We start from the raw sequence: 19,703 nt of genomic DNA, 5'->3' as shown, positions 1-19,703 counted from the left end.
CGTCCGGTCCGGTCACTCGCGCCCCATGTCGCGGTGCTCGACGTTGACCTGGACGCCGTCCTGCGCGGACAGCCGCCTGCCGATCTCCTCGGAGATCGCGACCGAGCGGTGCTTGCCGCCGGTGCAGCCGACGGCGACGGTCAGGTACCGCTTGCCCTCGCGGCGGTAACCGGCGCCGACCAGGTCGAGCAGCTCCAGGTAGCGGTCGACGAACTCCTCGGCGCCCTCCTGGGACAGCACGTAGTCGCTGACCTCGTGGTCGCGCCCGGTGTGCTCGCGCAGCTCGGGGATCCAGTGCGGGTTGGGCAGGAAACGCACGTCGACGACGAGGTCGGAGTCGAGCGGGAGCCCGTACTTGTACCCGAACGACAGCACCGTGATCCGCGTGGCGGCGTGCGCGCTCTCCCCCGCGAACGACCCCTCGATCCGCGACCGCAGGTCGTGCACGGACAGGTTCGAGGTGTCCACGACGAGATCGGCGTCCTCGCGGAGCGGGCGCAGCACCTCGCGCTCGGCGTTCAGCCCGTCGGTGATCCGGCCGGCGCCCTGCAGCGGGTGCGAGCGCCGGTTCTGCTCGAACCGCCGCACCAGGACGGCGTCGGACGCCTCCAGGAACAGCAGCCGCGGCCGGTAGCCCCGACCGTCCAGGTCCTTGATGACCGCGCCCAGGTCGTCGGTGAAGGCACGGGACCGCACGTCCATCACGACGGCGATGCGCGCCACCTCGCCGCGCGCCCGCGAGCCGAGCTCCACCATCGTCGCGATCAGCTCCGGGGGCAGGTTGTCGACGACGAACCAGCCGAGGTCCTCCAGCACCTTCGCCGCGGTGCTGCGCCCGGCCCCGGACAGGCCGCTGACGACGGCGACCTCGATACCCGGGCCACCGTCCGGAACCTGCTCCCCTGTGCCCGTCATCGCTGTTCCCCCTCGGTCGACGCTCCGGTCCCGTTACCGCCGTGCAGTGCGGCGACGACGGTCTCCGCGGTGCGCCGGCCGAACCCGGGCACCCCCGCGATCTCCTCCACCCCGGCCGCGCGCAGCTTGCGCACCGATCCGAAGTGCTTCAGCAGCGCCTGCCGGCGGGCCGGGCCGAGCCCGGGGACGCCGTCCAGCGCGGAGGCCGTCATGCCCTGGGAACGACGCTGGCGGTGATAGGTGATGGCGAAACGGTGCGCCTCGTCGCGGACCCGCTGGAGGAGGTACAGACCTTCACTCGTCCGGGAGAGGATGACGGGATCGTCGTCGTCCGGGAGCCAGACCTCCTCGAGGCGCTTGGCGAGACCGCACACGGCGACGTCGGTGATCCCCAGCTCGGCGAGCTCGGCGGCCGCCGCGTCGACCTGTGGTTTCGCCCCGTCGACGACGAGCAGGTTCGGCGGGTAGGCGAACTTCTTCGGCCGGCCGGTCTCCGGGTCGATGCCGGTCCGGACGGTGTCGCCCGGGGCCACCTCGCCGGACCCGGCGGTGGGCTCGGGCTCGTCGGCGGTCTCGGCCAGGAAACGCTTGAACCGGCGCCGGACGACCTCGGCGATGGACGCGACGTCGCCCTGGTCGCTCGCGTCCTTGATCTCGAACCGTCGGTACTCCGACTTGCGGGCCAGCCCGTCCTCGAACACGACCAGCGAGGCGACGACGTTCGTGCCCTGCACGTGGCTGACGTCGATGCACTCGATCCGCAGCGGGGCCTGGTCCAGCTCCAGGTTCTCCTGGATCTCCTGCAGCGCCGCCGAGCGGGCGGTGAGGTCGCCGGCCCGGCGCAGCTTGTGCTGGGCGAAGGCCTCCTTGGCGTTGCGGGCGACGGTCTCGGCGAGGTCCTTCTTGTCGCCGCGCTGCGCCACCCGCAGCGACACCTTCGAGCCGCGCAGCCCGCTCAGCCACCGTTCCAGGGCGGCCCCCTCGGCGGGCAGCACCGGGACGAGGATCTCCTTCGGGACGGGCTGCATCGCGTCGTCGGCGGCGCCGGCGAGCGCGTGCTGCTCGCCGTAGAACTGCGACACGAACCGCTCGACGAGCTGCTCGGTGTCGGTCGGCTCGACCTTGTCGATCACCCAGCCGCGCTGGCCGCGGACCCGGCCGCCGCGGACGTGGAAGATCTGGACGGCCGCCTCCAGCTCGTCCTCGGCGAAGGCGACGACGTCCGCGTCGGTCCCGTCGCCGAGGACGACGGCCTGTTTCTCCATCGCGCGGCGCAGCGCGCCCAGGTCGTCGCGCATCCGGGCGGCCCGCTCGAACTCCAGGTTCTCCGACGCCTCCGCCATCTCCTGCTCGAGCCGCCTGACCATCCGGTCGGTCCGGCCGGAGAGGAAGTCGGAGAAGCCCTCGACGATGTCGCGGTGCTCGTCGGCGCTGACCTTGCCGACGCACGGCGCCGAGCACTTGTCGATGTAGCCGAGCAGACAGGGACGGCCGATCTGGCCGTGCCGCTTGAACACCCCGGCCGAGCAGGTGCGGGCCGGGAACACCCGCAGCAGCAGGTCGAGGGTCTCCCGGATGGCCCAGGCGTGCGCGTAGGGCCCGAAGTAGCGGACCCCCTTGCGCCGCGGCCCGCGGTAGACGTGCAGCCGCGGGTACTCCTCGTTCATCGTCACCGCGAGGACCGGGTAGGTCTTGTCGTCGCGGTAGCGGACGTTGAACCGGGGGTCGTACTCCTTGATCCAGTTGTACTCGAGCTGGAGCGCCTCGACCTCGGTCCCGACGACGGTCCACTCGACCTTCGACGCGGTCGTGACCATCTGCCGGGTGCGCGGGTGCAGCCCGGACAGGTCCGCGAAGTAGGAGTTGAGCCGCTGCCGCAGGCTCTTCGCCTTGCCGACGTAGATCACCCGGCCGCGCGGGTCGGAGAACCGGTAGACGCCCGGCGACTCCGGGATCGTCCCGGTCGCCGGACGGTACGTGCTCGGGTCGGCCATGGTGCTTCCCAGGGTAGTTCCGGGGACCGACACGCGGTCCGGCCCCCGGCTCCGCCGGGCGCCCCGAGCGGGGTGTAGGGACGGACCGGTGCCGGCATCCCCGCGCACCGGCGCGCCGCGGCCGCCGCGGCGGGGCCGCCGTCGGAGACTGTCGGGGCCCTCCGGTAGAACCGCCCTCGAACACGAGTTCGACCCGCCCGGCCCGAGGAGAGCCCATGAGCACCGCGCACGACATCGAGTTCGGCACCGCGCCGGGCGAGGTCCCCGTCCCGGAGGCGCGGCTCGACACCATCCGGAAGCTGCTGGCCAAGGCCGAGCGCGCCGGCACGCCGGACGAGGCCGAGATCTACACCGGGAAGGCCGTCGAGATGATGGCCCGGCACGGGGTCGACGAGGCGCTGCTCGCGGCCACCGGTCCCCCGCGCACGGACCCGATCGGCCGGGCGACGATCGACATCGACGACCCGTACAGCGGGGCGAAGGCCCGGTTGCTGGGCTGGACAGCGGCGGCGCTGCGCTGTCGGTGGGTGATGCACGACCACCGCAACGGCCGGGTCGCCGCGGTGACCGTGTTCGGCCACGCGTCGGACCGGGAGCGGGTCGAGCTGCTCTACACCTCGCTGCTGCTGCAGAGCTCGGCCCAGGTGAGCGCGCTGCGCCCGCCGCACCCGGGCGAGTCGGTCGTGGCCTACCGCCGGTCCTGGATCTACGGGTTCGCGGCGCGGATCCACCAGCGGCTGCTCGAGGCCGAGCAGGAGATCGTGTCCGAGGTCGCGGAGGCGGGCGGGGCCGGGCCCGGCGGGTCCACCGGCCCGTCGGTCGAGCTGGTGCTGGCCGACCGGGGCGACCGCGTCGACGAGGCGTACGCCGCGGAGTTCGGGACGTTGCCGCGGGCCCGCAGGCCGCAGGTGTCGGGCTCGGGCCACCGGCGGGGCGCCGCCGCGGCCGACCGGGCCGATCTCGGCGGTCCCGCGGTGCAGGGCCGGGGCCGTGTGCGCGCGCTGGACCGCTGACCGGCCGGGCGCCGGTCCGGCCCGGGGCGGGTCACTCCCCCAGGACGGCGGCGCGGTGCAGCTCGCGCAGGTTCCGCACGCCGCGCACGGCGAGACCGCGGTCGACGGCCTGGACGGCGAGGACCGGGTGGTACTCGTCGTCGGGCAGCTCCAGGCGGGCCGAGGAGGCACCGTCCGGGAAGGAGACGCCGAGCACCTCGGTCCAGGGGAACCAGCGGGTGCTCAGCACGTTGCGGACCTCGATGCCGTTGCGGTCGGCGCGGGCCCGCGGCCGGGCCATCAGCAACAGCCCACCGGCGACGAACGCCCCGATCACCACCATCGCGACCTGGTCGGCCGGGCGGAAGATCACGCCGGTGTCCTCCGCGGGCATCAGGTACGCGACGACCACGAAGAAGACCATGATCGCGGCGGCACAGACCCAGGCGGTGACCAGCAGCGCGCGGGGGCGCAGCGTCACCGCGTCCGGCCCGGGCTCGGTCGCGTCGGCCCGCGGGGTGTCCTGCTGCGGCTGCTCGGTCACGGTGTGTCCTCCCTGCGGGGCCCGGTCGGGGCCACGGCTCACGTGCTGGTCGCGACGCCGGCGCGCAGGTCGCGCAGCACCAGCGCCGACTCGAGGGCGGCCAGACAGGCCTCGGTGCCCTTGTCCTCGGCCGAGCCCGGGGCACCGGACCGGTCCACCGCCTGCTGGACGGTCTCGGTGGTGAGGACACCGTTCCCGACCGGGGTGGCCTCGTCGAGGGCCACCCGGGTCAGGCCGGACGTCACGGCGTCGCAGACGTACTCGAAGTGCGGGGTGCCCCCGCGCACGACGACGCCGAGGGCGACGACCGCGTCGTGGGTGCGGGCGAGCTCCTGGGCCACGACCGGGAGCTCCACGGTGCCGGGCACCCGGACGACGGTCGGCTCGGTGCCGGATTCGCGCGCGGTCGCGACGGCCCGCTCCAGCAGGGCGTCGACGATCTCGGCGTGCCAGCGGGCGGCGACCACACCGACCCGGAGCCCGGTCGCGTCCAGCTGCGTGGCCCCGGCAGGCCTGCCCTCACCGCTCATGGCTCGATTCTCGCCGGTCCGGCGGCGCACCGGGGCACCGGGGTGTTCCCGGGCCCGGTGCGCTCCACCGGTGCCGCTCCGGTCAGCGGCCGGGGTCCGCGACGCCACCCAGGTCGGGCAGGTCGTGGCCCATCCGGTCGCGCTTGGTCCGCAGGTAGCGCAGGTTCTGCGGGGTCGCCCGGACCGGCATCGCCTCGCGGCCGACCACGCGCAGGCCGTAGCCCTCCAGGCCCGCCCGCTTGTCCGGGTTGTTGGTGAGCAGCCGCATCGACCGCACGCCGAGGTCGGCGAGGATCTGGGCGCCGATGCCGTAGTCGCGGGCGTCGGCGGGCAGGCCCATCGCCAGGTTGGCGTCGACGGTGTCGGCGCCGGCCTCCTGCAGCTGGTAGGCCTGCAGCTTGTGCAGCAGGCCGATCCCCCGGCCCTCGTGCCCGCGCATGTAGAGCACCACGCCGCGGCCCTCGTTCGCCACGGCCTCCAGGGCGGCGTCGAGCTGGGGGCCGCAGTCGCAGCGCAGCGAGCCGAGGACGTCACCGGTGAGGCACTCGGAGTGCACCCGCACGAGCACCTCCTCGCCGTCGTCGGCGGGGGTGCCCACGGGGCCCATGACCATCGCGATGTGCTCGACGCCGTCGAGCAGCGAGTCGTAGCCGTAGGCGAGGAAGTCGCCGTGCCCGGTGGGGATCCGGGCGGTGGCGATCCGCTCGATGTGCTTCTCGAACCGGCGCCGGTAGGCGATGAGGTCCGCGATCGTGATCAGCGTGAGGTCGTGGTCGGCGGCGAAGACGCCGAGCTCCTCACCACGGGCCATGTCGCCCGCGTTCTTCTCCGACACGATCTCGCAGAGCGCACCGGCCGGCGGGAGGCCTGCCATCCGGGCCAGGTCGACGGCGGCCTCGGTGTGGCCGGGGCGGCGCAGCACGCCGCCCTCGCGGGCCTGGAGCGGCAGCACGTGCCCCGGGCGGACGAGGTCCGCGGACTCGGTCGCCGGGTCGGCGAGCAGCTGGATGGTGCGGCAGCGGTCCTGCGCCGAGATGCCGGTGGTGACGCCCTCCTTCGCGTCCACGGTGACCGTGTACGCGGTCCGGAAGGAGTCCCGGTTCGTGTGGTGCATGGGCGGCAGGTCGAGCCGCTCGCAGGTGTCCTCGGTGATCGCCACGCAGACGTAGCCCGAGGTGTAGCGCACGGTGAAGGCCAGCAGCTCCGGGGTCGCCTTGGCCGCGGCGAAGATGAGGTCGCCCTCGTTCTCGCGGTCCTCGTCGTCCATCACGACGACGGGCTTGCCCTCGGCGATGTCGGCGATCGCCTTCTCGATCTGGGCGAAGCGCTCCGCCCGCTCGCTCGGGCCCATCACGGTGTGCGGGTGCTCCGGCAGCTTGCCGGAGGCGTCCGCCTCCGGAGCGCTGCCCGGGGTGGTCGACGGCTCGCTCACCGCGCGGCCCCTTCCTGTCCGGACCCGGGGCTGCCCTGCAGGTACCCCGCGGTCATGCGTTCCACGTACTTGGCGATCACGTCGACCTCCAGGTTGACCGGGTCACCGGGGGCGCGCGAGCCCAGGGTGGTGTCGGCCAGGGTCGTCGGGATCAACGCCACACCGAACCCGTCCGGGTACACCGTGGCGACGGTCAGCGACACGCCGTCGACGGCGACCGAGCCCTTCTCGACGACGTACCGCGCGAGCTCGGCGGGCAGCGAGAAGCGGACCTCGTCGCTGCGGTCACCGGGGGTGCGCGAGACGACGGTACCGACGCCGTCGACGTGGCCCTGCACGATGTGCCCGTCGAGGCGCCCGCCGGCGGGGACCGCCCGCTCGAGGTTGACGCCGGAACCGGCGCCGACGACGCCGATCGAGGTGCGCTTCAGGGTCTCCGGGACGAGCTCGAGGGTGAGCACCTCCGCACCCGTCCCGTCCACGACGGCGGTGAGGCAGCACCCGTTCACCGCCACCGACTCGCCGTGCCCGACCTCGGCGGCCAGTGCCGCCCGCACGGTCAGGACGACGACGTCGCCGTCGGTCCGGACGTCGACGACCTCGCCGACCTCCTCCACGATGCCGGTGAACATCGGTGTTCCCTCCTGCTATCCGATCGGCGCGGGCGCCGGTCGTCCGTCGATGACCACGTCCCCGCCGCTGCGGCGGACCTCGTCCACCTGCAACCGCACGATGTCCGCGATCGTTCCCACCCCCGCGTCACCGAGGGCGTGCGGGCCCGCCCCGAGCAGGGCCGGGGCCAGGTGCACCAGCACCCGGTCGACGGCGCCTGCGGCGACGAACGCTCCGGCCAGGGTCGGCCCGCCCTCGAGCAGCACGTCCACCGTGTCGCGGCGGACGAGTTCGGCGAGCACCTCACCCGGATCGCGGGTTCGGAGGTGGACCACCTCGGCCTCCCCTGCGGCCCGGTTCGAGAGCCGCGCGCCGGGCGGGACGTCGCGGTGCCCGACCACCACGCGCAGCGGCTGGTGGTCGAACAGGGTGCCGTCGGGCCGGCGAGCGGTCAGCGCCGGGTCGTCGTCCAGGACGGTACCCGTGCCGGCGACGATCGCGTCCATCCTGCGGCGCAGGTCATGCACCTCGCCGCGGGCCTCGGGGCCGGTGATCCAGCGGCTGGTCCCGTCGGCGGCGGCGACCCGCCCGTCGAGCGTGGTCGCCACCTTCCAGGTCACGTGCGGGCGTCCGGTGTGCTGGCGGTGCAGCCAGCCCCGCAGCGGCCCGCGCCCGACCTCACCGGCGAGTGTGCCGAGCGTCACCTCGATTCCGGCCGCGCGGAGCCGGTCCAGGCCGCCCGCGGCGACCGGGTTCGGGTCGGCGAGCGCGGCGTACACCCGGGCGATCCCGGCCTCGAGGAGACCGTCGACGCACGGCGGCGTCCGCCCGCTGTGGTTGCAGGGCTCCAGGGTCACCACGGCGGTCCCGCCGGCGGCGCGGTCCCCCGCCTCGGCCAGCGCGACCCGCTCCGCGTGCGGCCCGCCGGGCGGTGTGGTGGCCCCGGTCCCGACGACGGCGCCGGCCCGGTCGAGGACGACGCAGCCGACGGCGGGGTTCGGGCTGGTCGTGCCGTGCACGAGATCGGACGCGGCGAGGGCGCGGCGCATCGCGGCCGGCACGGCGTCCCGCGCGGTCGTCCGCGCAGCGTCCCGCCCTGCGGTGTGCACGGAGTCCGGCGCCGCGTCGTCGCGTGGGGTCACCCGCCCGGTCCGGTCAGCCGGCCCAGCGGTGCGGGTTGCTGCGGCGCACGCTGTCGCGCAGGGCGGCGACGGCGCGCCCGGGGTCCTCGGCGTTGTAGACCGCGGACCCGGCGACGAAGCAGTCGACCCCGGCCTCGGCGGCCTGCTCGATGGTCTCGGCGTTGATGCCGCCGTCGATCTCGACGATCAGCTTCAGGTGCCCGGTGTCGACGAGCCGGCGCGCCGCGCGGACCTTCTCCAGCACCTCGGACATGAAGCTCTGGCCGCCGAAACCGGGCTCGACGCTCATCACCAGCAGGGTGTCGTAGTGCTTGAGCACCTCGACGTACGGGTCGAGCGGGGTCCCCGGCTTGATCGACAGGCCGGCGAGGGCACCGGCGGCCCGCAGGTCGCGGGCGAGCATCACCGGGTCGCGGGCGGCCTCGACGTGCACGGTGACGTTCTTCGCGCCGGCCTCGGCGTAGCCGGGGGCCCAGCGGTCCGGGTCCTCGATCATGAGGTGGCAGTCGAGCGGGATGTCGGTGGCCGCGCGCAGGCTCTGCACGACCGGGAGCCCGAGGGTCAGGTTCGGGACGAAGTGGGCGTCCATCACGTCGACGTGCAGCCAGTCCGCACCGGGGTCGCCCGCGGTGCCGTCGGCCGACGGCCCCACGGCGGCGGCCTCGTCCGCGAGCCGGGCGAAGTCCGCCGAGAGGATGCTGGGCGCGATCATCGGGTGCACGACGGCAGGCTATCCCTGCCACCCACGGCCTCCGGCACCCCCGTGCGAGGGAGGAATCACACCGCGCACGAGGGTGACGGGCATCAGCCGAGCGGCTTGCGGATCAGGGCGAGGAACATGGCGTCGGTCCCGTGCCGGTGCGGCCAGAGCTGCACCGCAGGCCCGTCGCCGAGACCGGGCAGGTCCGCGGGGAGGCAGGCGCGGGCGTCGAGCTGCTCGACCGGGCCCGCCGGGCCGGGACGGTCCTCGCGACCGACGATCCGCCCGACCACTCCGGCGGTCTCCGACACGTGCGGCGAGCAGGTCACGTACGCGACGACGCCGCCGGGCCGCACGTGCCCGAGCGCGGCGACGAGCAGCTCGCGCTGCAACCGGGTGAGCGCGGCGGTGTCCTCGGGGCGGCGGCGCCAGCGTGCCTCCGGCCGCCGGCGCAGCGCACCGAGGCCGGTGCAGGGGGCGTCGACGAGCACGCGGTCGAAGCCGCCCTCGGGCAGCGGCGCCTCACGGCCGTCGGCGACGTGCACGGTGACCGGGAGGTCGGCGGTGGCCTCGCGGACGAGCCCGGCGCGCCGCTCGCTGCTCTCGACGGCGTCGAGCGTCCCGCCGTGAGCCGCGACCAGACCGCCGAGCAGCGACGCCTTGCCACCGGGGCCGGCGCAGAGGTCGAGCCAGCGACCGGTGTCCTCGCCGAGCAGCTCGGCGCGGGCGAGCGCGGCGGCGACGAGCTGGCTGCCCTCGTCCTGGACGAGCGCGAGCCCCTCGGCGACGGCATCGAGTTCGCCGATGTCCCCGCTACCCGGCTCGAGGTGCACCCCGTAGGGCGACCAGGGCGCCTCCTCCCCGCCGGTCGCCAGGGCGAGCTCCTCGGCGGAGATCTCCCCGGGGCGGGCGAGCAGGTGGACGCGGGGCCGGGCGTCGTCGGCCGCCAGCGCGGCGGTCAGTTCCTCACCGGTGTCGCCGAGGGAGTCCGCGAACGCCTGGGCGATCCAGCGCGGGTGGGCGTGCCGGAGCGCGGCGTTGCCGACCGGGTCCTCCGCCGGGTCCGGGGCGAGCCGGTCGAGCCACTCCGCCTCGTCGTGCTCCCCGATCCGGCGCAGCACGGCGTTGACGAACCCGGCCGACTGCGAGCCGTGGTCGCCCCGGACGAGCTCGACGCAGGTCGAGACCGCGGCGTGCGCGGGAACCCGGGTCCGGAGCAGCTGGTAGGCGCCCAGCCGCAGCGCGTCCAGCAACGGGTGCTCGATCTTCGACAGCGGCCGGTCGGTGCAGGCGTCGATGACGGTGTCGAGCAGTCCCTGGGCACGCAGGGTGCCGTAGCCGAGCTCGGTGGCGAGCGCGGCGTCGCGGTCCCGGAGCCGGTACCGGCGCAGGATCCCGGGCAGCGCGAGGTTGGCGTAGGCCTCCCGCTCCCGGACGGCGGTCAGCAGGTCGTACGCGGCCTGCCGGGCCGGGTCGACGGCCGGTGGGCGGCCGGGCCCGACGCGGCCACGGGGCGGCCCCGCGTTCCGCGGGCCCGCGGTGCGCTCGCGCCGTCCACCGTCGCGCCGGTCGTCGTCGCGGCGGGGCGACCGGCCGGTGTCGCGGTCCCGGCGTGGACGGCCGTCCCCGCCGTCCCGCTGGTCCCGCCCGCGGAAGCCACCGTCGCGCGGGGCTCCGGTGTCGCGCCGCCGGGCGACGTCGCCGCCGGACCGGGAGTGGCTGGGGCGACGGTCGTCCCGGCCACCGCGGTCGGGGCGGTCGCCGCGGGCACGGTCGTCACGGGGGCGGCGGTCGCCACGGTCGCCACGCTGCTCGTCGCGGCCCCGGTCCCCGCCCCAGCCGGAGCCGGTACGGCCGCCCCGGTCCCGGTCGTCGCGCCGCGGGCGGTCGTCGCGGCGGTCCCGGTCACCACCCCGGGGACGGTCGTCGCGCCGGTCCCGGTCGCGGGCGTCACGGGGGCGCCCGCCCCGGTCACCACCCGGCCCACGCCGGTCGCCACGGGGTGCGCCGCGGTCGTCGCGGCGGCGATCGTCGCCACGCGGTCCGGGGTCCTGCTCGCTCACGTCGTCTCCTCGGCGGTCGTCCGCCGCGGCCGGGAGCGTTTCCCGGCCGTCCTCGCTCGTCTCGCTGTCCCTCCGCGGGCCCGGTCTCCCCGGCCCCGCGGGATCACCTCAGGTACTCGCCCGGTTCGATCCGGGCCCCGCGGGCCCAGTCCGGGGCGGGCATCAGGCGTTTGCCCTTCGGCTTCACCTCACCGAGCTCCACCGGGACGGTCGACGTCCCGGCCAGCACCCGGCGTCGCTCCACGCGCAGCTCCCCCGGCGCGAGCTCGACCTCACCGGTCCGCAGCGGCCGCACCGGGCCGAGACCCAGCCGGTCGTCACGGAACTCGCACCACGCCCCGGGCTCGGGGGTCACCGAACGGACCAGGCGGTCGATCGCGGCGGCCGGCGACGCGAGGTCCACGCGCGCATCGGCAGGGGTGACCTTCGGGGCGAGGGACACCCCTTCGGCCGGCTGCGGCACCGCTTCGACGGTGCCGTCCTCGATGCCGTCCAGCGTCGCGGTGAGCAGCTTCGCACCGGACTCGGCGAGCCGGCCGAGCAGCGCTCCCGCGGTGTCGCCGCCGCCGACCGTCTCGGTCACGACGCCGAAGGTCGGGCCGGTGTCCATGCCCTCCTCCAGCCGGAAGGTCGTCGCGCCGGTCACGTCGTCGCCCTGCCGGAGCGCGGCCTGTACCGGCGCCGCGCCGCGCCAGGCGGGCAGGAGCGAGAAGTGCAGGTTGACCCAGCCGTGCGCCGGCACGTCCAGCACCGCGCGGGGCAGCAGTGCCCCGTAGGCGACGACCGGTGCGCAGTCCGGCGCGAGCTCGCGCAGCACCTCCACGAACTCCGGTCCGGCGGGCTTCGCAGGCGTGAGCACCGGGATCCCGGCCTCGTCGGCGAGCGCGCCCACGGGCGAGCGGGTCAGCCGGCGTCCGCGCCCGGACGGCGCGTCCGGCCGGGTGAGGACGGCGACGACGTCGTGCCGCGGGGAGTCGAGCAACGCCCGCAACGCGGGGACGGCCGGCTCGGGGGTGCCGGCGAACAGCAGCCTCATCGCGCCCTGCCGAACATCGGGTGCGGGCTGGTCCGCACGACGGGCTCGGGCTCACCGAACCACGATGCCTCCCGGATCTCGCGCATCGCCCGCTTCCGGGTCTCGGCGTCGAGGCGGTCGACGAACAGGACACCGTCGAGGTGGTCGGTCTCGTGCTGGATGCAGCGCGCCAGGAGCTCCGACCCCTCGACGACCTGCGGCTCGCCGTGCATGTCCCAGCCGCGGCCGACGACGGTCAGCTTCCGCCGGCAGTCGAAGCCCAGACCGGGGATGGAGAGACAGCCCTCCGGGCCGACCTGTTCCTCCTCGCCGACCGCCTCCCACGTGGGGTTGATCAGGTGACCGGCGAACCCGTCGCACTCGTAGACGAACACCCGCCTGCTCACGCCGATCTGCGGCGCGGCGAGGCCGGCCCCGCCCTCGGCGTGCATCGTGTCGGTGAGGTCGGCGACCAGTTTGCGCAGCTCCGCGTCGAAGTCGGTGACCTCGGTGGCGCGGGTGCGGAGCACGGGGTCGCCGAACAGCCGGACGGGCTGGATGGACACGGTTCTCCTCGCGGACGGTGCGGACGGACGTGCGGGCGGGCCGCGGCGGCAAGCGGCGGCCGGGAGCGGTCGGCGCTCCATTGTGCCACTGCACGTCCGCGCCGGGCCGGGCCCCGCGGCCGCGGCGCGGCGGACCCCGATGGCGCCTGCCGGCGGCGTCCGGTGGACCGGCGCACCGGCAGGACCCGGGCCGGGCGTGCCGGGCCGGGCCGGGCCTGCCGGGCCGGGCTCAGTCGATCTCGTCCGGGTCCAGGCGGACCCGCACGGTCTCCGGTGCCTTCCGCGCGGTCCGCAACGCCTGGGCGTCGTGCAGGGCGGCGGCGAGCCGGCGCCCCGACCGCCGCGGGACCCGAAGCAGCCCCCGTTCCCGGACGTCGTCGCGGTCCGGGCCGGTTCCACCGGGCCGCTCGACCGGGTCGATCTCCACCGGCCCGAGCAGCTCCACCCCCTCCGGCGGGTCCCGGTCCGGGTCGAGGACGGCGTCGCAGATCTCCGCGACCGCGGCGGGCGGTCCCTCGACCGCCGCCATCCGCACCGCGGGCGGGAACCCGACCTCGGCACGCTCGGCCAGCTCGCCCTCGGCGTGCCAGGCCGGGTCCCACCGGACGAGTGCCTGCACGGTCGGGATCGACGAGTCGGCGACGACCACGACCCGGCCGCCGTCGCCGTGCGGGACGACCCCGGCGGCCGCGGCGAACCAGCGGCGCAGGGTCTCCTCCGCGACCCGCAGGTCCGGGCGGGCGAGCATCGCCCACCCGTCCAGCAGCAGCGCGGCGCCGTAGCCGCCCTCGGCGACCGGCTCCGCGCCGGGCGTGGCGACGACGAGCGCGGGGCCGGCCTCGACGTCGTCGAGCACCGCCACGCCACCACCGGACGTCCGCACGGGCACACCCGGGAAGGCACGGCCCAGCTCCTCGGCGGTCCGGCCCGCGCCGATCACCCCGGCCCGCAGCCGCCGGGACGCGCAGTTGCCGCACCGGAAGGAGGTCTCGACCCGCCCGCACCAGCGACAGGACGGCAGCCCGGACGAGCCGTCGTCGCCACGGGCGCCGCCCGGGCCGGGCCGTGGGAGTCCCAGCGGCCCCGCGCAGTGCCGGCACCGTGCCGCCTCCCGGCAGGACGCGCAGGCCAGGAACGGCAGGTAGCCCGAGCGCGGCACCTGGACCAGCACCGGGCGCCCGGCGGCCAGCGCGGTCCGGGCGGCCTCGAACGCCACCCCCGGGACCCGCGCCGCCCGGGCCGCCGGGTCGCGCACGAGCTGGGTGTCGGACTCGCCGATCGCGGTGACCCGCGGCGCCCGGGCACGGACGGTGGCCCGGTCGGCGACGACGGCCTGTGCCCACCCGGACTCGACGAGCAGCTGGGCCTCCGCGGTGCGGGCGAACCCGGCGACCAGCACCGCCGCGCCCTCCCGGTGGGCGCGCAGCACGAGCACGTCCCGGACCTGCGGGTACGGCGCGCGGGGCTCGGAGTGGGAGTCGTCGCCGTCGTCCCAGACCGCCAGCAGGCCGAGCTCACCGAGCGGGGCGAAGGCCGCCGACCGCGTCCCGACGACCACCCGGACGCTCCCCCGGCGCACCGCCAGCCACCGGCGGTAGCGCTCGGCCGGGCCGAGGTCCGCCGAGAGCGCGACGACGGCGTCGTCACCGAGCTGCGCCGCGCAGGCGGCGTGCAGCCGGTCGACGTCGCGCTGGTCGGGCACCACCAGCAGTGCCGAGCGGCCGGCCGTGCGGCACGCCGCGGCGGCCTCGGCGAGCCGGGCCGCCCAGTCCTCACCGGGCACCGGCTGCCAGACGGCGTGCGCGGCCCGGCCGCCGGCCAGCGCGTCGAGCAGGGCCCCGCCGCGGGGGTAGGTCTCCCAGCCGGCCCGGCCGGGCGCGGCGGGCTCGGGCACGGTCCGCTCCCGCGGCGTCTCCGACTCCACGCGCGCGTGCCGGGCGGGGATCGCGAGCCGCAGGACGTCGGCGAACACCCCCGCGTAGCGGTCGGCGACGGCGCGGGCCAGGCCGGCCACCTCCGGTGTCAGCACCGGCTCGGCGGACACCACCTTGTCCACCCAGGCGAGCTTCCCGCCGTGCGCGGAGTCCTCGACCCGTTCCAGCAGGTACCCGTCGAGCATCCGGCCCGCGAAACGCACACGCACCCGCACGCCGGGTACCGCGGCGTCGTCGAGGTGTGACGGGACCCGGTAGTCGAAGGGGCGGTCCAGGTGCGGCAGCGGGACGTCGACGGCGACCCGCGCGACCGGCATCGCGGCAGCCGCCGTCCACTCGCCGCGGTTCCTCGCGGGGCGCCGGGCCGGCGACCCACCCGTGCGGGCGGTGCGGGGCGTCGCGGGAGAACTCACGCGGTGGGTCTACCACGCGGCACCGACCGGCCCCGGACACGCCCGTGGCCGGGCCCGCGCGATGCGGACCCGGCCACGGGGTGGTGCGGGGTGCTCAGGCCCCGACGGCCGACTTGAGCGCGTCGGCGCGGGAGGTGTCCTCCCACGGCAGCTCGACGTCGGTCCGGCCGAAGTGGCCGTACGCGGCGGTCGGCGTGTAGATCGGCCGCAGCAGCTTGAGGTCGCGGATGATCGCGGCCGGACGGAGGTCGAAGACCTCCTCGATCGCCTTCTGGATCTTCGCCGGGTCGACGTTCTCGGTGCCGAAGGTCTCGACGAACAGCCCGACCGGGGCGGCCTTGCCGATCGCGTAGGCGACCTGCACCTCGATGCGGCCGGCGAGACCGGCGGCGACGGCGTTCTTCGCCACCCAGCGCATCGCGTACGCGGCAGAGCGGTCGACCTTCGACGGGTCCTTGCCGGAGAAGGCGCCACCACCGTGGCGGGCCATGCCGCCGTAGGTGTCGACGATGATCTTCCGGCCGGTGAGGCCCGCGTCACCCATCGGGCCGCCCAGGACGAACCGGCCGGTCGGGTTGACGAGCAGCTTCGGCTCGGCCGGGTCCCAGCCCAGGGCCTCGACCTCGGGGTTCACGACGTGCTTGCGGATGTCGGGGGCCAGCATGCCGTCGAGGTCGACGTCCGCGGCGTGCTGCGAGGACAGCACGACCGTGTCGAGGCGGGCCGGCTTGTCACCCTCGTAGTCGATGGTGACCTGGGTCTTCCCGTCGGCGCGCAGGTAGGGCAGCGTGCCGTTCTTGCGGACCTCGGTCAGCCGGCGGGACAGCCGGTGCGCCAGGGCGATCGGCAGCGGCATCAGCTCGGGGGTGTCCTCGCAGGCGTACCCGAACATCAGGCCCTGGTCGCCAGCGCCCTGCTTGGCGATCTCGTCCTCGGCGGACTCGACGCGCTTCTCGTAGGCGGTGTCCACGCCCTGCGCGATGTCCGGGGACTGCGCACCGATGGCGATGTTCACGCCACAGGACGCGCCGTCGAAGCCCTTCGCCGACGAGTCGTAGCCGATCTCGAGGATCCGGTCCCGCACCAGCTGCGGGATCTCGACGTAGGCGTTGGTCGTGACCTCACCGGCGACGTGCACCTGTCCGGTCGTGACCATGGTCTCGACGGCCACGCGGCTGCTCGGGTCCTGCGCGAGCATCGCGTCGAGAACTGTGTCGCTGATCGCGTCACAGATCTTGTCGGGGTGGCCCTCGGTGACCGACTCACTCGTGAACAGACGGCGGCTCGTGTTCGACACGCGCTGTATCTCCATCCCGTTGGGGGTACTGCGTTCACTCCGGCGCGGCGAAGACGCCGCGCACGCCAGGGACGCGTCCATGATCGGAACGCCCTCCGAGCGGTAACCCTAGTCCAGATTTCGGCTCCCCACGGGGTAGCGGAGGGGGACCTCACATACGGAGCGTGTTCGACAGCGGGTCGCCAACTACCCGCTGTCGCCGGATGGGGTGATTGACCGTCGCCGTCACGAATCGATCGGGCGTCGGCTCGTTGGTCGTGTCGACGCACCCGCACACCGGCGGGAGCGGCACGGGACCAGACGGAACGGCGGGTCCGCCGTCCGCCGTCGGCACGGAGGTTGAACCACGATGAAGCCGAACTCGCGACGGATCGCCGCCGTCGTCGGCGCCCTTGCGGTGACCGGCGTCACCGCGGTCGGTGTGATCGCCGGCACCGCGACCGCGGCCGGCACCGGCACCTGCACGTCGAGCGTCAACGTGCGCTCGGAGCCCTCGGAGACCGCACCGATCGTCGGTGTCTGCGAGCGCGGCGAGAGCACTTCGATCGGTGAGACCGAGGACGGCTTCGTCGAGCTCCCCGAGTTCGGCGGGTGGGCCGTCGCGGACTACGTCTCGACCTCGGGCTCGTCGTCCCCGCGGACCGGCACCTCCGAGGACTCGCTCACGCCGAGCAGCTCGGAGCGGTCGGCCTCGCCGACGACCAGCAGCAGCCCGCGCTCGTCGTCCTCCGACGACGAGGGGTCGGCCGACCGGAGCGGCTCGCCGTCGGAGTCCTCGGACTCCACCGGGTCCTCGCGCACCTCCGAGCGGTCGGCGTCGCCGTCCTCGGAGCGCAGCGCGACGCCGGCCGAGTCGTTCTTCTCGGACGACGACGACTGAGTCGTCCCACCACCGACGACGGCCCCGCCCCGGAGCGATCCGGGTGCGGGGCCGTCGTCGTCGGTGGCTGTGCGGCGCGGGTGGCTGTGCGGTGCGGTGGCTCAGAGCAGGCGCGGGGTGACCGCGTCCCAGATGCGGGAGGCCAGCAACGCCTTGGAGCCCATCGGGAGCTCCTCCTCGCCGCCGTCGCGGGCGAGCAGCCAGCCCGCGTTGTCCGGGGTCTCGAAGGCCTTGCCCTCACCGACCGCGTTGACCACCAGCAGGTCGCAGCCCTTGCGGGCGAGCTTCGCGCGGCCGTGGTGCAGGACGTCGCCGTCGGCGTCGCCGGTCTCGGCGGCGAACCCGACGATCACCTGGCCGGGCCGCGGGGTGTCGTGCACCAGGCCGGCGAGGATGTCGGGGTTCTGCACCAGACGCAGCGGCGGCGGCTCGGCGCTCCCGCGCTTGATCTTGTCGGCGGCGGTGTCGACCGGCCGGAAGTCGGCGACGGCGGCCGCCATCACGACCGCGTCGGCGTCGGCTGCGGCCGACCGCACGGCGGCCTCCATGGCCCCGGCGGACCCGGCGGGCACGACCTCGACGCCGGCCGGCGCGACGAGATCGGCGGTGTGCCCGGCGACGAGGGTGACCCGCGCGCCACGCTGGGCCGCCACCCGGGCCAGGGCCCAGCCCTGCCGCCCGGACGACCGGTTGCCCAGGTAGCGGACCGGATCGAGGTTCTCGCGGGTGCCACCGGCGCTCACGACGACGTGCCTGCCCTCGAGATCACGGGGCAGCGCGTCGGGGCGCTCGAGCAGCAGCCGGGCGAGATCGAAGATCTCCGCCGGGTCGGGGAGCCGCCCCTTGCCGGTGTCGGCACCGGTCAGCCTGCCGGACGCGGGCTCCAGGACGACGGTGCCCCGGGACCGCAGCAGGGCCACGTTGTCCCGGGTGGCGGGGTGCTCCCACATCTCCGTGTGCATGGCCGGGGCGAGCAGCACCGGACATCGTGCGGTGAGCAGTGACGCGGTGAGCAGGTCGTCGGACCGGCCGTGCGCGAGGCGGGCCATCAGGTCCGCGGTGGCCGGCGCGACGACGACGAGATCGGCCCGTTGCCCCAGCGCGACGTGCGGGACCTCGTGCACGTCGGTGAACACACCGGTCGCGACCGGGCGCCCGGACAGCGCCTCGAACGTGGCTGCGCCGACGAACTCCAGCGCCGACTCGGTGGGGACCACGCGCACGGCGTGACCGGACTCGGTCAGCCGGCGCAGCAGCTCCGCGCTCTTGTAGGCGGCGATGCCGCCCGAGACGCCGAGCAGGACGTCCGGTGCCGTCTCGGGCATGGGTGGGTCTTACTCGCCCTCGGTGTGCTCGAGCATGCCGGCCTGGATCTCGCGCATGGCGATGGACAGCGGCTTCTCGCGGGCACCCGGCTCGACGAGCGGGCCGACGTACTCCAGCAGGCCCTCGCCGAGCTGGGAGTAGTACTCGTTGATCTGCCGGGCGCGCTTGGCCGCGTAGATGACAAGCGCGTACTTCGAGCTGACCTGGCCCAGCAGGTCGTCGATCGGCGGGTTGGTGATGCCCTCGGGGGCGGTGATGCCGGCGGTCGGCGTGCTCACAGAGAAGCTCCTGGAGAAGAGAGTGGTCCGGTGACGCCGTGGGACGTGCTCACGCCGCGTCTCGGTCGACCGCCAATGCTACCAACCGGCGGATCACGGCCTGCAGGTCGTCGTTCACGACGACCTCGTCGAACTCGTCCTGCGCGTCCATCTCCTCGATGGCGGTCCGCAGCCGGCGTTCCCGTTGCTCGGTGGTGTCGGTGCCGCGGTCGGTGAGCCGGCGGGCCAGCTCCTCCATCGACGGCGGCGCGACGAACACGGTGACGCACTCGGGCAACACCCGCTTCACCGAGCGGGCGCCCTGCAGGTCGACCTCGACCAGCACCGGGCGCCCGCCGCCGAGTGCCTGCTCGACCGGCACCCGTGGCGTGCCGGAGCGCTGCAGCCCGCCGTGCACCTCGGCCCACTCGAGCAGGTCACCGCGCTCGATCAGCGCGTCGAACGTCTCGCGGGTGACGAAGTGGTAGTCACGGCCGTCGACCTCACCCGGCCGGGCCGGGCGGGTCGTCGCGGACACGCTGAACAGCAGCTCCGGCAGCGCCTCGCGCAGGCCCGCGACCACGCTGCTCTTCCCCACGCCGGACGGCCCGGCCAGCACGAGCAGGCGGCCACGGGCCGGCCGGTCGTCCTCGCCGGGGGGCGCGGTCGGCACGTCGGAGGAAGGTCCGGTCACGGGATGCGCCGGATCAGCTCGGGTAGCGCTCGAGGAGCGCCTTGCGCTGGCGGTCGCCGAGGCCACGCAGGCGACGGCTGCTCGCGATCTCCAGCTCCTCCATGATCTGCTGCGCGCGGACCTTGCCCACGTTCGGCAGGGCCTCGAGGAGCGCGGAGACCTTCATCTTGCCGAGGACCTCGTCGGTCTCGGCCTTCTTGAGCACCTCCTCCAGGGTGGTGCCCCCGCGCTTCAGGCGATCCTTCAGCTCGGCCCGGGCCCGGCGGGCGGCCGCGGCCTTCTCCAGCGCTGCGGCGCGCTGTTCCTCGGTCAGCTGGGGAAGGGCCACGGTGTTCCTCCGTACGTACGTTTTCCGTGTCGTGCTGCGTTCTCGTCGCCGCCGCGGGGCGGCGACCGG

18 protein-coding genes and 1 pseudogene are annotated in these 19,703 nt (G+C 75.2%); 2 read left to right on the top strand and 17 right to left on the bottom strand.

The features are described 5' to 3' along the window. Positions 1-12: 12 nt before the first annotated feature. Entirely contained in the window at positions 13-915 is a 903-nt protein-coding gene (gene rapZ, locus PP1_RS29065; RefSeq protein ID WP_010228350.1) for an RNase adapter RapZ, read from the bottom strand. Next, positions 912-2,909: an excinuclease ABC subunit UvrC gene (gene uvrC / locus PP1_RS29060; RefSeq protein WP_010228351.1), complete on the bottom strand. Its 1,998-nt coding sequence runs from the start codon at positions 2,907-2,909 to the stop codon at positions 912-914. Before uvrC ends, rapZ begins: the two co-directional genes overlap by 4 nt. Positions 2,910-3,124: 215 nt before the next feature. Here uvrC and PP1_RS29055 point away from each other — a divergent pair, with 215 nt between their 5' ends. Continuing rightward, positions 3,125-3,922 carry a DUF2786 domain-containing protein gene (locus tag PP1_RS29055; RefSeq protein WP_060575720.1) on the top strand — a complete coding sequence of 266 codons (798 nt, stop codon included), beginning with the start codon at positions 3,125-3,127 and terminating at the stop codon, positions 3,920-3,922. Positions 3,923-3,953: 31 nt separating this feature from the next. On the opposite strand, the gene PP1_RS29050 is transcribed toward PP1_RS29055, so the two are convergent. The 11 genes and pseudogenes from PP1_RS29050 to metK all read right to left on the bottom strand — a co-directional run bounded on the left by PP1_RS29050 (position 3,954) and on the right by metK (position 16,164). Then, entirely contained in the window at positions 3,954-4,445 is a 492-nt protein-coding gene (locus tag PP1_RS29050) for a PH domain-containing protein (RefSeq protein ID WP_443217603.1), read from the bottom strand. Positions 4,446-4,483: 38 nt separating this feature from the next. Continuing rightward, on the bottom strand, positions 4,484-4,975 hold the full coding sequence (gene ribH, locus PP1_RS29045; protein ID WP_029239460.1) for a 6,7-dimethyl-8-ribityllumazine synthase: 492 nt from the start codon (positions 4,973-4,975) through the stop codon (positions 4,484-4,486). An 82-nt stretch (positions 4,976-5,057) separates the two neighbouring features. Then, entirely contained in the window at positions 5,058-6,326 is a 1,269-nt protein-coding gene (locus tag PP1_RS29040; RefSeq protein ID WP_033199365.1) for a bifunctional 3,4-dihydroxy-2-butanone-4-phosphate synthase/GTP cyclohydrolase II, read from the bottom strand. A 77-nt stretch (positions 6,327-6,403) separates the two neighbouring features. Beyond that, complete coding sequence (locus tag PP1_RS29035; protein ID WP_010228672.1) at positions 6,404-7,039, bottom strand: riboflavin synthase; 636 nt, start codon at positions 7,037-7,039, stop codon at positions 6,404-6,406. Between the two features lie 15 nt (positions 7,040-7,054). Then, positions 7,055-8,161 carry a bifunctional diaminohydroxyphosphoribosylaminopyrimidine deaminase/5-amino-6-(5-phosphoribosylamino)uracil reductase RibD gene (ribD, locus tag PP1_RS29030; protein ID WP_010228674.1) on the bottom strand — a complete coding sequence of 369 codons (1,107 nt, stop codon included), beginning with the start codon at positions 8,159-8,161 and terminating at the stop codon, positions 7,055-7,057. 13 nt (positions 8,162-8,174) lie between these two features. Beyond that, positions 8,175-8,873 (bottom strand): ribulose-phosphate 3-epimerase, encoded by a 699-nt coding sequence (gene rpe, locus PP1_RS29025; protein WP_029239462.1) that lies wholly within the window; start codon positions 8,871-8,873, stop codon positions 8,175-8,177. Positions 8,874-8,965: 92 nt separating this feature from the next. After that, positions 8,966-10,414: pseudogene (locus tag PP1_RS29020) on the bottom strand (RsmB/NOP family class I SAM-dependent RNA methyltransferase); the annotation flags it as partial. A 613-nt stretch (positions 10,415-11,027) separates the two neighbouring features. Continuing rightward, entirely contained in the window at positions 11,028-11,960 is a 933-nt protein-coding gene (locus tag PP1_RS29015) for a methionyl-tRNA formyltransferase (RefSeq protein ID WP_010230908.1), read from the bottom strand. Next, a complete protein-coding gene (def, locus tag PP1_RS29010; RefSeq protein WP_010230905.1) occupies positions 11,957-12,505 on the bottom strand; it encodes a peptide deformylase in 549 nt (182 codons plus the stop codon). The genes PP1_RS29015 and def overlap by 4 nt, the downstream gene beginning before the upstream one ends. 229 nt (positions 12,506-12,734) lie before the next feature. Continuing rightward, positions 12,735-14,852, bottom strand: coding sequence for a primosomal protein N' (locus PP1_RS29005; RefSeq protein ID WP_075314357.1), 2,118 nt, complete (start codon positions 14,850-14,852; stop codon positions 12,735-12,737). Between the two features lie 94 nt (positions 14,853-14,946). Further along, the gene (gene metK, locus PP1_RS29000) at positions 14,947-16,164 is read right to left on the bottom strand and encodes a methionine adenosyltransferase (protein ID WP_033200026.1); all 1,218 of its coding nucleotides are present in this window, start codon (positions 16,162-16,164) and stop codon (positions 14,947-14,949) included. A gap of 334 nt (positions 16,165-16,498) precedes the next feature. On the opposite strand from metK, the gene PP1_RS28995 reads away from it, so the two are divergent. Further along, positions 16,499-17,029, top strand: a complete 531-nt coding sequence (locus tag PP1_RS28995; protein WP_029239726.1) for an SH3 domain-containing protein — start codon at positions 16,499-16,501, stop codon at positions 17,027-17,029. A gap of 101 nt (positions 17,030-17,130) precedes the next feature. Here the strand turns inward: PP1_RS28995 and coaBC are convergent, their stop codons facing one another. From coaBC to mihF, 4 genes are read right to left on the bottom strand one after another with little or no spacing between them, the layout of a single operon-like run. Continuing rightward, positions 17,131-18,354: a bifunctional phosphopantothenoylcysteine decarboxylase/phosphopantothenate--cysteine ligase CoaBC gene (coaBC, locus tag PP1_RS28990; protein WP_075314359.1), complete on the bottom strand. Its 1,224-nt coding sequence runs from the start codon at positions 18,352-18,354 to the stop codon at positions 17,131-17,133. A gap of 9 nt (positions 18,355-18,363) precedes the next feature. Beyond that, positions 18,364-18,633 (bottom strand): DNA-directed RNA polymerase subunit omega, encoded by a 270-nt coding sequence (rpoZ, locus tag PP1_RS28985; protein WP_010234608.1) that lies wholly within the window; start codon positions 18,631-18,633, stop codon positions 18,364-18,366. A 49-nt stretch (positions 18,634-18,682) separates the two neighbouring features. Beyond that, on the bottom strand, positions 18,683-19,285 hold the full coding sequence (gmk, locus tag PP1_RS28980; protein ID WP_010234606.1) for a guanylate kinase: 603 nt from the start codon (positions 19,283-19,285) through the stop codon (positions 18,683-18,685). Positions 19,286-19,319: 34 nt separating this feature from the next. Next, positions 19,320-19,634: an integration host factor, actinobacterial type gene (mihF, locus tag PP1_RS28975; protein WP_010234602.1), complete on the bottom strand. Its 315-nt coding sequence runs from the start codon at positions 19,632-19,634 to the stop codon at positions 19,320-19,322. Positions 19,635-19,703 lie beyond the last annotated feature (69 nt).

It is taken from the genome of Pseudonocardia sp. P1, assembly GCF_000178675.2.
Lineage (GTDB): Bacteria > Actinomycetota > Actinomycetes > Mycobacteriales > Pseudonocardiaceae > Pseudonocardia.
The sequence above is the reverse complement of the archived record's forward strand: the minus strand, read 5'-3'. Positions and strand labels throughout refer to the sequence as shown.

Bases quoted from the DNA above. Each gene is read 5' to 3' on its own strand.
- rapZ (WP_010228350.1), bottom strand. From the start codon at position 915: ATGACGGGCACAGGGGAGCAGGTTCCGGACGGTGGCCCGGGTATCGAG.
- uvrC (WP_010228351.1), bottom strand. From the start codon at position 2,909: ATGGCCGACCCGAGCACGTACCGTCCGGCGACCGGGACGATCCCGGAG.
- PP1_RS29055 (WP_060575720.1), top strand. From the start codon at position 3,125: ATGAGCACCGCGCACGACATCGAGTTCGGCACCGCGCCGGGCGAGGTC.
- ribH (WP_029239460.1), bottom strand. From the start codon at position 4,975: ATGAGCGGTGAGGGCAGGCCTGCCGGGGCCACGCAGCTGGACGCGACC.
- PP1_RS29040 (WP_033199365.1), bottom strand. From the start codon at position 6,326: ATGGGCCCGAGCGAGCGGGCGGAGCGCTTCGCCCAGATCGAGAAGGCG.
- PP1_RS29035 (WP_010228672.1), bottom strand. From the start codon at position 7,039: ATGTTCACCGGCATCGTGGAGGAGGTCGGCGAGGTCGTCGACGTCCGG.
- rpe (WP_029239462.1), bottom strand. From the start codon at position 8,873: ATGATCGCGCCCAGCATCCTCTCGGCGGACTTCGCCCGGCTCGCGGAC.
- PP1_RS29015 (WP_010230908.1), bottom strand. From the start codon at position 11,960: ATGAGGCTGCTGTTCGCCGGCACCCCCGAGCCGGCCGTCCCCGCGTTG.
- metK (WP_033200026.1), bottom strand. From the start codon at position 16,164: ATGGAGATACAGCGCGTGTCGAACACGAGCCGCCGTCTGTTCACGAGT.
- PP1_RS28995 (WP_029239726.1), top strand. From the start codon at position 16,499: ATGAAGCCGAACTCGCGACGGATCGCCGCCGTCGTCGGCGCCCTTGCG.
- coaBC (WP_075314359.1), bottom strand. From the start codon at position 18,354: ATGCCCGAGACGGCACCGGACGTCCTGCTCGGCGTCTCGGGCGGCATC.